We start from the raw sequence: 14375 nt of genomic DNA, 5'->3' as shown, positions 1-14375 counted from the left end.
GGAAGGGCGGTCAATCGGGCCGCGGCCGCCACGCCAGGCGCGCGCCGGCCCCGCGCAGCCGCTCGACCAGGGCTGCGGACAGCACCAGGTCGCCGGCGGCCAGCACGGTACCGTCGTCCGCGCACAGCAGCGGCAGATGTTCGCGCAGCCACGGCGGCACGCGGCGTTCCTGCAGCACGTGCTTGAGCGCGTGTGAATGGCGCCGGCCGGGCAGCACGATGCGTTCGCCGCCGCGGCGCGCGCGTGCGCGCAGCGTGCATCCGAAGCCGGCGCCCTCGGGCAGCAGGCGCAGCAGGCCGCCGTCGGGCAGCAGCAGCGGGGCGCAGCCGTCCCAGGCCGCGTCCCAGTCGCGGGGCAGCGGCGGGCGCGGCCGCTCGGCATGCAGCAGGGCGCGCCAGCGGCGGATGCGCGCGCCATCCCAGGCGAAGCTGGCGGCGGCGTCGGGCCGCGCCTGGAGCAGATCCTCTTCGATCCGTTCGATGCCGCGCGCGGGCAGCGGCGGCAACGCCAGCGAGGCGATCCAGCGACGCAGCACCCGCGCGCGCCGTGCCGGCGGCAACGCGCACAGCGCCGGTACCGACAGGGTGTCGGGTGCGTCCGCGGTGGCCGCGGCCAGGGCCGCGGCGTCCGCGTCCTCGAGCAGCGTGGCCGCTTCCGCGCTCAGCGCCGCGCTGCGGGCGAATCCGGCGTCCGCATGCGGCCAGCGTTCGCGCAGCAGCGGCAGCACGCGGTGGCGGAGGAAATTGCGGTCGAAGGCGGTATCGGCATTGGCCGGGTCCTCCAGCCAGTCGAGCCCGTGGGTGCGGGCGTAGGCGAGCAGCTCGGCGCGCGGCGTGGCCAGCAGCGGCCGCCACAACCAGCCGCGGCCGCAGCGCCGCCAGGCGCGCATCGCGCCCAGGCCGTCCACGCCCGAGCCGCGCAGCGCACGCAGCAGGAAGGTCTCGGCCTGGTCGTCGCGGTGGTGGGCCAGCGCCAGCACCTCGCCCTCGGCCAGCTCGGCCTCGAACGCGGCATGGCGCGCGCGCCGCGCGGCCGCCTCCGGGCCCTCGCCGTCGTCACGCGGCACGCTCACCCGGACCACGCGCAGCGGCACGCCCAGGCGGCGGCAGGCCGCCTCGCAGTGCGCGGCCCAGCGCTCGGCGTCGGGGTGCAGGCCGTGGTGCACGTGCAGCGCGCGCAGGCCGGCCGGGCACAGGCCGGTGGTGGCGGCCAGCCAGTGCAGCAGGACGGTGGAGTCGAGCCCGCCGCTGAAGCCGACCACCAGCGGCGCGCGGCGCAACCACTGCAGGATGGCGTCGGACGGGTGCGCGCTCAGCATGCGGCGATGGTGCCACGCGGCTGCAGGCCCTCCCCCGGGGGCGGGTGAAGGCTCAGGACGTGGTGGCGGTGCCGGCGTCCTTGACCACCTCGTAGGCGCCGTAGCTGCGCAGCCGGCGGTAGCGGCGCTCGAGCAGCTCGTCCACCGGCACCTGCTCCAGCGCGTCGAGCTCGCCCAGCAGCACCGCCTTCAGGCGCCGTGCCATCTGCACCGGATTGCGGTGCGCGCCGCCGATCGGCTCGCGCACGATCTTGTCGATCAGGCCGAGCTGCTTCAGGCGCTTGGCGGTCAGGCCCATCGCCTCGGCCGCCTCCTGCTTCTTGTCGGCGGTCTTCCACAGGATCGAGGCGCAGCCTTCCGGCGAGATCACCGAGTAGGTGCTGTATTCGAGCATCAGGGTGCGGTCGCCGACGCCGATCGCGAGCGCGCCGCCGGAGCCGCCCTCGCCGATCACGGTGCACACCACCGGCACGCGCAGCTCGGCCATCTCCAGCAGGTTGCGGGCGATGGCCTCGGACTGGCCGCGCTCTTCGGCATCGATGCCCGGGTAGGCGCCGGGGGTGTCGATGAAGGTCAGCACCGGCAGGCCGAAGCGCTCGGCCAGCTTCATCAGCCGCAGCGCCTTGCGGTAGCCCTCCGGCTTGGGCATGCCGAAGTTGCGCCTGACCTTGGACTTGGTGTCGCGTCCCTTCTCGTGCCCGATCACCATCACGCTGCGGCCGGAGATGCGGGCCAGGCCGCCGACGATGGCGTTGTCGTTGGCGAAGGCGCGGTCGCCGGCCAGCTCGTGGAACTCCTCGCACATCACCCGCAGGTAGTCGAGCGTGTACGGGCGCGCCGGGTGGCGGGCCAGCTGCGAGACCTGCCACGGGCTCAGGTCGCGGAAGATGTGCGCGGTGCGCAGGCGCAGCTTCTCCTGCAGGGCGCGGACCTCGGCCTCGACGTTGACCGCCGAGCCGTGGCCGGCATGGCGCAGTTCCTGGATCTTGGCTTCCAGATCGGCGATGGGCTGCTCGAAGTCGAGGTAGTTCGGATTCATGCGCGGATCGGGCCGGGCGGCAGGAAGTCCGACAGTCTAGCGGAGGCCCGGCGGAACCGACGTACGACGCGGTATGGGGCGGGCTCAGCCGGCCCAGGGCCGGGCCAGGCTCAGGTGCACGCGGCGCACGCCGGGCAGGCTGCGCAGCAGCGCCGGCAGGTCCGGGTCCACGCGCACCCCCTGGCCGCCGTTGAGGCTGAGCCGGCCGACGGCGCCGGAGGCGATCGCCTCCAGCAGCAGCGGGGTGGGGCCGGGGTGGCCGGCGAGCACGCGCTCGAACTGCGGCAGGGCGGCCGGTTCGCGCAGGTCGAGCTGCACCGACAGCCGCTGCGCATGCTGGCTGCAGATCCGGGCGTAGTCCCAGCAGCGCCGCGCGCGCAGGGCGAAGCCGCCGCTGAACTCGTCCTCGCGCAGGCCGCCCTCGATCACCAGGATCCGGTCGCGGGTGAGCTGCGGGCCGTATTCGAGCCAGGCCTCGTTGAAGAACGCGCATTCCAGCCGGCCGCGTCCGTCCTCGAGCAGCACGAAGGCCTGCGATTCGCCGCGCCGGCGCACCGCCACCACCTGTCCGGCGACCACCACGTTGACCTCGGGGCGCCAGCCGCGGCGCGGCTCCTCGGGACGTTCGCTCCAGAGCCGGTCCAGTTCGCCCAGGTCGTGGCCGACCAGGGCGCGCAGCTCGTCGCGGTACGGATCGAGCGGATGGCCACTGAGATAGTGGCCGAGGGTTTCGCGTTCGCCCTGCAGCTTCTGCGGCAGCGGCCAGTCCTCGCACTCGGGCAGTTCGATGCGCAGTGTCGGCGCGGGCGTGTCCGTGCCGCCGAACAGCGACACCTGCCCGGCCTCGCGTTCGCGCGCCTGCTGCTCGGTGATGCGCAGCACCTCCGGCAGCTGCAGCAGCAGCGAGGGCCGGTTGCGGCCGAGCGCGTCGAGCGCACCGGCCTGCACCAGCGCCTCCAGCGCGCGCTTGTTGAGCCGGGTCGAATCCACCCGCCGGCAGAAGTCGAGCAGGTCGGCGAAGGCGCCGCCGTGCCGGCGCGCCTCGACGATCGCCTCGCAGGCGCCGCGGCCCACGCCCTTCACCGCGCCCAGGCCGTAGCGGATGGTGCGTTCGTCTATCGCCTCGAACATGTAGCCGGAGGCGTTGACGTCCGGCGGCAGCACGGTCAGGCCGAGCGCGCGCGCCTCGTCGAGGAAGCCCACCACCTTGTCGGTGTTGTCCATGTCCGAGGACAGCACCGCGGCCATGAACTCGGCCGGGTAGTGCACCTTCAGCCACGCGGTCTGGTAGGCCACCAGCGCGTAGGCGGCCGAGTGCGACTTGTTGAAGCCGTACTCGGCGAACTTCTCCATCAGGTCGAAGATCGCGCTCGCGGTGCGCGCCTCGATGCCGCGCTCGGCGCAGCCGGCCTCGAACTTGGCGCGCTCCTTGGCCATCTCCTCGGGCTTTTTCTTGCCCATCGCGCGGCGCAGCAGGTCGGCGCCGCCGAGCGAGTAGCCGGCCAGCACCTGCGCGATCTGCATCACCTGTTCCTGGTACACGATCACGCCGTAGGTCGGCGCGAGCACGGGTTCCAGCAGCGGGTGCGGATAGCTGACCTCGGTGTGGCCGTGCTTGCGGTCCACCCATTCGCGGTCCATCCCCGAGCCGAGCGGGCCGGGGCGGAACAGCGCAGCCAGGGCGATGATGTCCTCGAAGGTGTCGGGCCTGGCGCGCTTGAGCAGCTCGCGCATGCCGCGCGATTCGAACTGGAACACCGCCACCGTGTCGCCGCGGGCGAACAGCCGGTAGGTTTCGGCGTCGTCCAGCGGCAGCGCGGCGATGTCGAGCGGCGGCTCGCCCTGCGTGGCGCGGCGCGCGTTGATCGCCTTCACCGCCCAGTCGATGATGGTCAGCGTGCGCAGGCCGAGGAAGTCGAACTTGACCAGGCCGATGGCCTCGACGTCGTCCTTGTCGAACTGCGTCACCGGGTTCTTGCCGCGCCCGCCCTGGTCGTGTTCGGCGTACAGCGGGCAGAACTCCGACAGCGGCGCCGGCGCGATCACCACGCCGCCGGCGTGCTTGCCGGCGTTGCGGGTCAGGTCCTCGAGCTGCAGCGCCAGGTCCACCAGGTCGCGGACCTCGTCCTCGCTCTCGTAGCGCTGCTTGAGTTCGGCGACGACGCGGTTGGGGTCCTTGCGCGCCTTCTCGCTGCGGCCGAGCGCGTCCTGGAGCGAGAGCGGGTCGGCCGGCTGCAGCGGGATCAGCTTGGCGATCCCGTCCACGAAGCCGTAGGGATGGCCGAGCACGCGCCCGGCGTCGCGCACCACCGCCTTCGCAGCCATGGTGCCGAAGGTGATGATCTGGCTGACCCGGTCGCGGCCGTACTTGCGCGCGACGTACTCGATCACCTCGTCGCGGCGGTCCATGCAGAAGTCAATGTCGAAGTCCGGCATTGACACGCGCTCGGGGTTGAGGAAGCGCTCGAACAGCAGGTCGTAGGGCAGCGGGTCGAGGTCGGTGATGCCCAGCGCCCAGGCCACCAGCGAGCCGGCGCCGGAACCGCGGCCGGGGCCGACCGGGATGTCCTGCTGCTTGGCCCAGTTGATGAAGTCGGCCACGATCAGGAAGTAGCCGGCGAAGCCCATGCGCACGATCACGTCGAGCTCGGTCGCCAGCCGCTGTTCGTAGTCCTCGCGGGTGCGGCCCGGCGCGAGCGGGTGGCGCTCGAGCCGGCGCGCCAGGCCCTCCGCGGCCTGGACCCGGATCCAGCTGTCCAGGGTGTGCTCGGCCGGCACCGGGAACGCGGGCAGGAAGTAGGTGCCCAGGCGCAGTTCGAGGTTGCAGCGCCGGGCCAGGGCGAGGGTGTTGTCGAGCGCGTCGGGCACGTCGGCGAAACGCTCGGCCATCTCCGCGCCGGACTTCAGGTACTGCTCGGGCGAGTACTCGCGCGGGCGCTTGGGATCGTCGAGCACGCGCCCGGTGGCGATGCACACGCGCGCCTCATGCGCCTCGAAGCCGTCGCGTTCGAGGAAGCGCACGTCGTTGCTGGCCACCACCGGGATGCCGCGCGCCGCCGCGGCGTGCAGGGCGAAGGCGCCCCACGCCTCCTCGCCCTCGCGCCCGGTGCGGGTCAGCTCCAGGTGCAACCGTTCGCCGGTGTGGCGTTGCCAATCGGCCAGCCACTGCTCGGCCAGCTCGTGCCGGCCGGCCGCGACCAGGCGCCCGGCCTCGCTGTGGCGGCCGGCGAGCGCGAACAGGCCGGCGTTCTGCTCGCGCAGCCACTGCGGCCGCAGCACCACGCCGTCGGTGCGGTGGCCTTCCATCCAGGCGCGGCTGAGCAGGTGCGACAGGGTGAGATAGCCCTCGTGGTCGCGGCACAGCAGGGTCAGGCGCGTGGCCGGTTCGTCGCCCTCGGCCAGCAGCACGTCGGCGCCGGCCACCGGCTTGATCCCGGCGGCCTCGGCGGCCTTGTAGAACTTGACCAGGCCGAACAGATTCAGCAGGTCGGTCACTGCCACCGCCGGCTGGCCGAGCGCGGCGCAGCGCTTGACCAGCTCGCCGATCCGGATCGTCGAATCGGTGAGCGAGTACTCGCTGTGCAGGTGCAGGTGGACGAAACGCGCGGACATGCGCCGCGCAGGTTAACAGCCCCGGCCCGGCTCGGACGAGGTTGACAGCCGGCCGCCGACGGCTTCTGCGCGCCGCCGGCGAACCGCGCCTCAGGCCACGTGGAACAGTTCGCTGAAGGTGGCGCCGCTGGGCGCGTAATGGCCGGTGTGCACGCGCAGGCGGTGCCGCCACAGCGCGATCTCGGCCAGCCGGTCGCGCAGCCAGGCCGCACGGCGGGTGGCGCCGTCGCCAGCCGGGTGCTCGTCCTGGCGGTAGGCGCGGAAGTCGCCGTATTCCTCCATCTCCACCGCGCACGCAGGCCAGGCGAGTTCGAGCAGCAATACGTCGTCGAGCTTGCCGAGCAGCGGCTGGCGGTCCGGGATCAGGTCGTCGTCCTGGTCCAGATAGGCCAGCAGCTTGCGCACCCGCGCGGCCAGGGCCGGGTCGGTGTTCCAGTCGGGGTCGGCGAGCATCGCGCGCAGCTCTTCGAGCCGGCGCAGGCGGCGTTCGAGCACGTCGCGTGCGGCCTGCGGCGGCAGCGAGACCAGCCAGCGGCACAGAGCCTGGACGCGCGCCTGGTCCACACGTGGAGCGTCGGGATGGATTTCGTGCAGCAGGGCATCGAAGGCGGCGATCGCATCGTCGCGCAGCGGAACCGGCGGCGGCGCGGTCGCGGGCATCGCAGCCCCGGTGTTCACGCTCGCATGCGGCTGGGCCAGCGGCAGCGGGTCGTCGGTCGGAGTGGGGACGGCATGACGCATGGCACACCTCGCTTTGGCCGTCTCGTTCGGCGAGCCGCGCGTGCCGGCCGTTGTCCGCACGGCTCCTGCCTTCTTCCCTGAGGATGCAACCGCATCATGCGCCGTTGCACACGTGTCGGAAGCCCGCATGACTTCTGCGGTTCAGCCGGTCTACGCATTGCTGAATGCGACCTTCGCCGGCCCCGCACATGCACAGGGCCGCCCGGGGGCGGCCCCGTGTCGCGCTGCGTGCCGGCCGGTGCTCAATGGATCACGAACCGCGCCGTCGGGGCGGGGACGTAACTGCGTTCGCGCACGCTGCGCAGATGCTGCGCCAGCGCGTCCTCGGCGCTGCGCGCCTGCTGCCAGTCGCGGCGGGTGAAGGCGAAGGTGCCGACCGCGCAACCACGCAGTTCCGCCTCGATCGCGCGCAGGCGGCAGAAGTCCAGGAACGAGACGACTTCGGCTTCCAGCGTCGGCCAGGCGGCCTCGACCACGATCGCCTCGTCGAGCCGACCGACGGTGGGCAGCGAGTTGGGCAGCAACTGGCGGTCGCCGCCGGCGTAGCCGACGACGAGGACCGCGGTGCGGCCGGCCTCGCCCGCGGGCTGCCACTGGGGGTCGCCGATCATGCGGGCGGCCGCATCGATCCGCCGCACCCGTTGCTCGATTGACGGCGGCTCGCAGCGGTCGGCGGTGGCTTCGCGCAGCTCGCGGGCGGCGGTGGCGAGCTGGTCGCAGTCCAGGGGAGCGATCCTGGGGCCCAGGCGGGCCAGCAGGGCGTTGAAGCGGTCCAGCGCGGCCGTGTCCAGATCGAAGCTGCCGATGCGATGGCGGCGGCAGCTGCGACGCGGCGGCGGCAGGTCGAGGATCGAGGGCAGCGGGGCCGTGGTGGCGAGGATGGCGTTCATGGCGGACTCCTTGGGAGGTGGAAAACGCCGTGGATCCGGCGTGTGGACAGCATCGTTCCCGGGCCGCGCGAGGTCATGAGGCGATCGTGAGCGGACTCGAAGCGTTTGCTGAGGGAATCGGAGGAATCGTGAGGAATTCCTGATGGCAGTCGGCGCAGGCAATGGCAACGGGCAGGGCAGGGCCGAGTGCTACCGGTTCGGCCCGATCCTGGTGGACGCCTCGGCGCATGCCCTGTTCCGCGACGGCCGGCCGGTGCCCGTGGAGCCCAAGGCCTTCGCGGTCCTGCTGGTCCTGCTGCGCCACGCCGGGGAGCTGGTGCGCCACGGCGAGCTGCTGGACGAGGTCTGGGGGCACCGGCACGTCACTCCCGGCGTCCTGACCCGTGCCGTCGCCCAGCTCCGGCAGGCGCTCGGCGACGACCCCCACGACCCGCAGTGGATCCAGACCCGGCATGGGCTGGGGTACTGCTTCGTCGGCACGCTGGATGCCCAGCCCGAGCGGCGGCGGACGCCGGCGGCGGCCGATGCGGCCGACGCCTCTCCCGGGCCGACATCCGCCACATCGGGCACGAGTCCCGCGGCGGAAGGGGGGGCGACCGCCACGCAGGCTCCGCCGCCCCCCGCCGCGCCTCCCACTCCGGTGCCCGCGTCTCCCCCGCCCGCGGGTACGGGAGAGCGGCGCGTGTTGGCGCCGGACCGCCGCGCTGCGACCCCGGGCCGACGGCGTTGGCGGTGGCCGTTGGCCGCGGTGGTCGCCCTGGGCGTAGTGCTGGCGGGCCTGTTGCTGCTGTGGAGCCTGCGCGACCGCGCGCCGCTGCCGGCGCCCTCGATCGCGGTGCTGCCGTTCTCCGCGCTCGATGGTGGCCGCGACGATCGTTACCTCGCCGAAGGCCTGGCGCGGGAACTACACGACGCGCTGTCCGGTGTGCACGGACTGGAAGTCGCGGCCTGGCAGAGCCCCGTGGAGGTGGCGCGCGAGGATCCGCGCGCGACCGGGCGCCGGCTGGGCGTGGCGACGGTGCTCGACGGCGATGTGCGCCTGGAAGGCGGCCGGCTGCGGATCCACACCCGCCTGACCGACGTCGGCAGCGGCGAGACGCTGTGGAGCCGGGTGTACGAGCGCGACATGGCGCGGGTGTTCGAAACCCAGCACGAGATCGCGCAGGAGGTGGTGCGGCGGCTGGTCGGCGCGTTGCCCGACGCCGGCGAAGGGTTGCGCCGGCGGCTGGCGCCGACGCGCAGCCTGCCCGCCTTCGACGCCTACCTGCGCGGCATGCAGCAACTGTTGCGCGGCGGCGGCGACCGCGAACGACAGGCGGCGGCGTACTTCCGCCAGGCTCTCGCCCACGACCAGGGCTTCGCCCGCGCCCAGGCGGGCCTGTGCCGGGTCGAGCTCTGGCGCTTCGAGGCGCATCGCGACGCCAACCGGTTCGAATCCGCGCGCCTGGCCTGCCTGCGCGCGGAGAACATGGATCCGACCATGGGCGAGGTGGTGCTCGCCCTCGGCGACCTGTACCGCGTGCAGGGCGAGTACGAGCGTGCCGACGAGTACTACCGGCGGATCGAGAACGATCCGGCATTGCGCGCGCAGGCGCTGATCGGGCGCGCGCGGGTGGCGGCGGCGCAGGGGCGCGCCACGCTCGCCGACGCGTACCTGGCGCGCGCGGTGGAGGCGGCGCCGTCCGATGCCGACGTGCATGCGCACCAGGGCTACCAGCACTATTTCGCCGGGCGCCTGCCCGAGGCGATCGCCTCGCTCGCGCGCGCGGCCGCGCTGCGTCCGGGCGACGCGTACATCCTGAGCACCTATGGCGGCATGCTGCTCACTGCCGGCCGCAACCGCGAGGCCGAGGCGGTGCTGGAACGCTCGCTGGCGATCGAACCGACCGAGGCGGTGCTGAGCAACCTCGGCACCTTGAAATACCAGCGCGGCGACTACGCCGGTGCGGCCGCGCTGTACCGACAGGCGACCACGCTCAACCCCGGGCACTTCCAGATCTGGGGCAACCTCGGCGACGCGCTGCTGGCCGATCCGGCCACGCGCGCGCAGGCGCGCGACGCGTTCCGCGAGGCCGCCACGCTCGCCGAGCGCTACGTGGCGCTGCGCGCGGGCGATGCACGCGCGCTCGCCGCGCTGGGCTGGTACCGCGCCAACCTGGGCGAAGCGGAGGCGGCGCTCGACCTGGTGCGTCGTTCCGAGGCGCTCGGCACCGAGCCGGCCGAGGTCGCCTACTACAACGCCGAGACGTTCGCGCTGCTCGGCCGCCACGACGAGGCCCGCCGCCGGATCGAGGCCGCGCGCCGCGCCGGCATCGCCGAAGTGCGCATCACCACCACCCCGATCCTGGCCGCCGTGCTGGCAGACGACAGCCGCACGACCGGCCGCTGACCCTCCGCGTTCCCCCGCGCCACCCACAGGAGGCCGACGTGTCCACCGATCGCACGAGCACGAGTTCCGGAACCCGCGACGAGCGGGAATTGACGTTCCATCTCGACGGCGAACGGGTGCTGCGGATCCGCATCCAGATCGCCGCCAACACGCCGGTGGTCGTACCCGTGCCGCCGCGGCCGCGGCAGCCCGGCGACACGCTGCTGAACGTGGCGCTCGACGGGGAGTGCGTCGTCGGCATCTTCCTTGGCGTGGAACGGCTCATGGGCAACACGCCCGTGGTCGGACCGCCGCGCCCGGGCGGCGCGCAGGGCTGAGTCAGGCGCCGTCCCCGCGCAGCACCTCCCGCACCGGCGCGAAGCTGCGCCGGTGCGCGGGGCAGGGGCCGTGCGCGCGCAGCGCGGCCAGGTGCGCGGGCGTGGGATAGCCCTTGTGCGCGTCGAAGCCGTACTGCGGCCAGCGCGCGTGCAGGGCGAGCATGGCGCGGTCGCGGCTGACCTTGGCCAGGATCGAGGCGGCCATGATCGCGCGGTCGCGCGCGTCGCCGCCGACCCAGGCCTCGGCCGGGCAGGGCAGGCCGCGCGGCAGCGCGTTGCCGTCCACCCGCACCAGGTCGGCCGCGTGCGCCACCGCCAGCACCGCGCGGCGCATGCCCTGCATCGTCGCCTGGAAGATGTTGAGGCGGTCGATCTCTTGCGGTTCGACGGTTTCCACGTGCCAGGCCAGCGCGCGTTCGACGATGCGTTCGTACAGCGCCTCGCGCCGCGCGGGCGGCAGGCGCTTGGAATCGTCCAGGCCGTTGACCGGCGCGCGCCCCGGCGCGAACACCACCGCCGCCACCACCAGCGGCCCGGCCAGCGGCCCGCGCCCGGCCTCGTCCACGCCGGCGATGCGCGGCGTGCCGCCGGCGACGGCGAAGTCGAGCGGGAGCTGGCCGCCGCGCTCAGGCATGGCGCCGCGCGAGCAGCTCGGCCACCGCCTCGGCCGCGCGCGCCGAGGCGCCCTGGCGCAGCCGCTCGTGCAGGGCGGCGTAGCGCGGCAGCAGCGCGGCCACCGCCTGCGGCTCGCGGAACCAGCGCAGCACCGCGGCGGCGAGCCGATCCGGCGTGCAATCGTGCTGCATCAGCTCCGGCACCAGGCGTTCGCCGGCGAGGATGTTCGGCAGCGCATAGGTCTCGGTGCGGAGCAGGCCCAGTCCCTTGACCAGCGTGTAGGTCAGCGGCGCGACGCGGTAGGCCACCACCATCGGCCGCTTGCACAGCATCGCCTCGAGCGCGGCGGTGCCCGAGGCCAGCAGCACCACGTCGGCGGCGATCATCGCCGCCTGCGCCTGGCCGTCGAGCAGGTGCACCGGCGGCAGCGGCGCGGGCGCCTGCGCCAGCAGGCGCTGCAGCGCATCGCGGCAGGCGGCGTTGGCGGCCGGGATCGCCAGCTGCAGGCCGGACACGTCCCGCGCGACCTGGCGCGCGGCGTCGAGGAAGACCGCGCCAAGCCGCTGGATCTCGCCCAGGCGCGAGCCCGGCAGCACTGCCAGCAGCGGCGCGTCGGCCGCCAGCCCGAGCTGCGCGCGCGCGGCGGCACGGTCCGGCTGCAGCGGCAATGCATCGGCGAGCGGATGGCCGACGAAGCGTGCGTCCACGCCGTGGCGCGCGTAGATCTCCGGTTCCATCGGGAACAGGCACAGCACGCGGTCGGCGCTGCGGCCGATCTTCGCCGCGCGCGACTCGCGCCAGGCCCACACCGACGGGCTCACGTAGTGCACCGTGCGCAGGCCGCGCTGCTTGAGCCAGCGCTCCACGCCCAGGTTGAAATCGGGCGCGTCTATGCCGACGAACACGTCCGGCCGCCAGGCGAGCAGGCGCTCGCGCAGCGCGCGGCGCAGGCGCAGCAGGCGTGGCAGGTGATGCAGCACCTCGGCCAGGCCCATCACCGCCAGCTCGGAGGCGTCGTGCCAGGCCTGCAGCCCCTCGGCGCGCATGCGCTCGCCGCCGACGCCGGCGAACGCCGCGCCGGGAAAGCGCCGGCGCAGCTCCGCGACCAGGCCGGCGCCGAGCTGGTCGCCGGAGGTCTCGCCGGCGACGAGGGCGATGCGCAGGCTCACCGCAGCAGCGGCCGGTTGCCGCTCTCCAGGAACGCCAGCAACTGGCGCACGTCGTCGCTGCCCTGCGCCAGCTCGGCCAGCTGCTGCCTGGCGTCCTCGAGCCTGGCGCCGGAGAGGTACAGCGCGCGGTAGGCGCGCTTGATCGCGGCGATGCGCTCGGGGTCGAAGCCGCGGCGCTTGAGCCCTTCGGCGTTGATCCCGCGCGGCCGGCCGTAGCCTTCCTGCGCCACCATCACGAACGGCGGCACGTCGCCGTTGACGAACGCGCCCATGCCGATGAACGCGTGCGCGCCGATCCGGCAGAACTGGTGCACGCCGGCGAAGCCGCTGATGATCACGTGGTCGCCGACCTCGACGTGGCCGGCCAGGGTGGCGTTGTTGGAGAACACGCAATGGCTGCCCACCTGGCAGTCGTGCGCGACGTGGGTGTAGGCCAGGAACCAGTTGTCGTCGCCGATCCGGGTGATGCCGCCGCCGTTGCCGGTGCCGCGGTTGATGGTGACGAACTCGCGGATCGTGTTGCGGTCGCCGATCAGCAGCTCGGTGCGCTCGCCGGCGAACTTCTTGTCCTGGGCGTCGCCGCCGATCGCGGCGTGGCCGTGGATGCGGTTGTCGCGGCCGATCCGGGTCGGCCCCTCGATCGTGCAGTGCGGGCCGATCGTGGTGCCGTCGCCGATCTCGACCTCGGCGCCGATCACCGTGTAGGCGCCCACGCGCACGCCGGCGCCGAGCCGCGCCGAAGCATGGACCAGCGCGGTGGGGTGGATCGCCGGGGCGCTGTCGTCGGTCATCGGGTCAGGCCTTGACCTCGGCGCACAGGATCTCGGCGCAGGCCACCTGCTCGCCGTCCACGCGCGCGCTGCAGGCGTACAGGGCCATGTTGCGGATCACGCGCTTGATCACCACCTCGAGCTCCAGCCGGTCGCCCGGCACCACCATGCGCGAGAACTTCGCGCCGTCGATCTTGACCAGGTAGAACAGCTTGCCCTCGGTGCTCGCCTCGTGCGAGAGCTGGGTCAGGATCCCGCCGGCCTGCGCCATCGCCTCCAGCACCAGCACGCCCGGCATCACCGGGTTGCCGGGGAAGTGGCCGTTGAAGAATTCCTCGTTGCTGGTGACGTTCTTGTAGGCGAGCAGGCGCTTGTGCGGCTCGAACTCGGTGACGCGGTCCACCAGCAGGAACGGGTAACGGTGGGGCAGCAGCTTCTGGATCGCCACCGTGTCCAGCGGCAGTTGCACGTTCGAGGTCGTCATTGCATCAATCCCGGGTCAGGCGCAGGCGCCGGGCCAGCGCGTCGAGTTGCTTGAAGCGGGCGGCATTCTTCCGCCAGCTGCGGTTGTCCATCAAGGGCGTGCCGGAGGAGTATTCGCCCGGTTCGCGGATCGAGTGGGTGACCAGGCTCATCGCGGTGACCACCACCCGGTCGCACAGCTCCAGGTGGCCGAGCACGCCGGCGCCGCCGCCGATCAGGCAGTAGCGGCCGATGCGCGCGCTGCCGGCCACCGCCGAGCAGCCGGCCATCGCGGTGTGCGCGCCGATGCGCACGTTGTGGCCGATCTGGATCTGGTTGTCCAGGCGCACGTCCTCCTCGAGCACCGTGTCCTCCAGCGCGCCGCGGTCAATGGTGGTGTTGGCGCCGATCTCGCAGTCGTCGCCCACCGTCACGCCGCCGAGCTGCGGCACCTTCAGCCAGTGCCCGCCTTCCATCGCCAGGCCGAAGCCGTCGGCGCCGAGCACCGCGCCGGGGTGGACCAGCACGCGCCGGCCGAGCCGCACCCGCGTCACCAGGGTGACCCGCGCGACCAGCACGCTGCCCGCGCCGACCACGCAGTCCTCGCCGACCACGCAGCCCGGGCCGAGCACCGCGCCGGCCTCGATCCGGCTGCGCGCGCCGATGGCCACGAACGGCCCGACCTGCGCCGACGGATCCACCTGCGCGCCAGGATCCACGACCGCGGACGGGTGGATGCCCGGCGCCGGCGCCGGGCGCGGCTCGAACAGCGCGGCGATCTTCGCGAACGCGACGTACGGGTCCGGCGCGAGCAATGCGGTGCCGGCGTAGCCTGCGGCATCGTCCTCGCGCATCACCACCACGCCCGCACGCGTGTGCGCGAGCTGGCCGCGGTACTTCGGGTTGGCCAGGAAGGCCAGCCGGTCCGGGCCGGCGCCGGCGAGCGTGGCCACGCCGGCGACCGCCGTGTCCGGATCGCCGCGCAGGCCGAGCCCGAACCTCACGGCCAGATCCGCAGCGGTGAACCGCTCCCCGCTCATCCCGCTTTCCGTG

12 protein-coding genes are annotated in these 14375 nt (G+C 73.5%); 2 read left to right on the top strand and 10 right to left on the bottom strand.

Translation table 11 applies throughout. The features are described from left to right. Window positions 1-10: 10 nt before the first annotated feature. The 5 genes from tilS to FPV26_RS00915 form a co-directional block, all read right to left on the bottom strand. Complete coding sequence (tilS, locus tag FPV26_RS00935; RefSeq protein ID WP_147651572.1) at window positions 11-1318, bottom strand: tRNA lysidine(34) synthetase TilS; 1308 nt, start codon at window positions 1316-1318, stop codon at window positions 11-13. Window positions 1319-1370: 52 nt separating this feature from the next. Further along, window positions 1371-2357, bottom strand: a complete 987-nt coding sequence (locus FPV26_RS00930; RefSeq protein ID WP_147651570.1) for an acetyl-CoA carboxylase carboxyltransferase subunit alpha — start codon at window positions 2355-2357, stop codon at window positions 1371-1373. Between the two features lie 84 nt (window positions 2358-2441). Then, window positions 2442-5969, bottom strand: a complete 3528-nt coding sequence (dnaE, locus tag FPV26_RS00925; protein WP_147651568.1) for a DNA polymerase III subunit alpha — start codon at window positions 5967-5969, stop codon at window positions 2442-2444. A 90-nt stretch (window positions 5970-6059) separates the two neighbouring features. Beyond that, the gene (locus tag FPV26_RS00920) at window positions 6060-6710 is read right to left on the bottom strand and encodes a hypothetical protein (RefSeq protein WP_147651566.1); all 651 of its coding nucleotides are present in this window, start codon (window positions 6708-6710) and stop codon (window positions 6060-6062) included. 242 nt (window positions 6711-6952) lie between these two features. After that, entirely contained in the window at window positions 6953-7600 is a 648-nt protein-coding gene (locus tag FPV26_RS00915; RefSeq protein ID WP_147651564.1) for a hypothetical protein, read from the bottom strand. 142 nt (window positions 7601-7742) lie between these two features. Here FPV26_RS00915 and FPV26_RS00910 point away from each other — a divergent pair, with 142 nt between their 5' ends. Both FPV26_RS00910 and FPV26_RS00905 read left to right on the top strand, forming a co-directional pair. Then, complete coding sequence (locus tag FPV26_RS00910; protein WP_147651561.1) at window positions 7743-9989, top strand: tetratricopeptide repeat protein; 2247 nt, start codon at window positions 7743-7745, stop codon at window positions 9987-9989. Window positions 9990-10027: 38 nt separating this feature from the next. Further along, the gene (locus FPV26_RS00905; protein ID WP_147651559.1) at window positions 10028-10306 is read left to right on the top strand and encodes a hypothetical protein; all 279 of its coding nucleotides are present in this window, start codon (window positions 10028-10030) and stop codon (window positions 10304-10306) included. Between the two features lies 1 nt (window position 10307). On the opposite strand, the gene FPV26_RS00900 is transcribed toward FPV26_RS00905, so the two are convergent. Genes FPV26_RS00900 through lpxD form a run of 5 tightly spaced genes read right to left on the bottom strand, consistent with a single transcriptional unit; the run spans window position 10308 to window position 14362 of the window. Beyond that, the gene (locus tag FPV26_RS00900) at window positions 10308-10940 is read right to left on the bottom strand and encodes a ribonuclease HII (RefSeq protein WP_147651557.1); all 633 of its coding nucleotides are present in this window, start codon (window positions 10938-10940) and stop codon (window positions 10308-10310) included. Continuing rightward, window positions 10933-12090 (bottom strand): lipid-A-disaccharide synthase, encoded by a 1158-nt coding sequence (gene lpxB, locus FPV26_RS00895; RefSeq protein ID WP_147651555.1) that lies wholly within the window; start codon window positions 12088-12090, stop codon window positions 10933-10935. Before lpxB ends, FPV26_RS00900 begins: the two co-directional genes overlap by 8 nt. After that, a complete protein-coding gene (gene lpxA / locus FPV26_RS00890; RefSeq protein ID WP_147651553.1) occupies window positions 12087-12881 on the bottom strand; it encodes an acyl-ACP--UDP-N-acetylglucosamine O-acyltransferase in 795 nt (264 codons plus the stop codon). The genes lpxB and lpxA overlap by 4 nt, the downstream gene beginning before the upstream one ends. A gap of 4 nt (window positions 12882-12885) precedes the next feature. Then, window positions 12886-13344, bottom strand: a complete 459-nt coding sequence (gene fabZ, locus FPV26_RS00885; RefSeq protein ID WP_147651551.1) for a 3-hydroxyacyl-ACP dehydratase FabZ — start codon at window positions 13342-13344, stop codon at window positions 12886-12888. 4 nt (window positions 13345-13348) lie between these two features. Further along, window positions 13349-14362, bottom strand: a complete 1014-nt coding sequence (lpxD, locus tag FPV26_RS00880) for a UDP-3-O-(3-hydroxymyristoyl)glucosamine N-acyltransferase (RefSeq protein ID WP_147651549.1) — start codon at window positions 14360-14362, stop codon at window positions 13349-13351. Between the last annotated feature and the right edge of the window lie 13 nt (window positions 14363-14375).

This window comes from Vulcaniibacterium gelatinicum, from assembly GCF_008033445.1.
In the GTDB taxonomy this organism is placed as follows: Bacteria; Pseudomonadota; Gammaproteobacteria; order Xanthomonadales; family Xanthomonadaceae; genus Vulcaniibacterium_B; species Vulcaniibacterium_B gelatinicum.
Note: the sequence above shows the minus strand (reverse complement) of the source record. Positions and strands in the feature narration are given on the sequence as shown.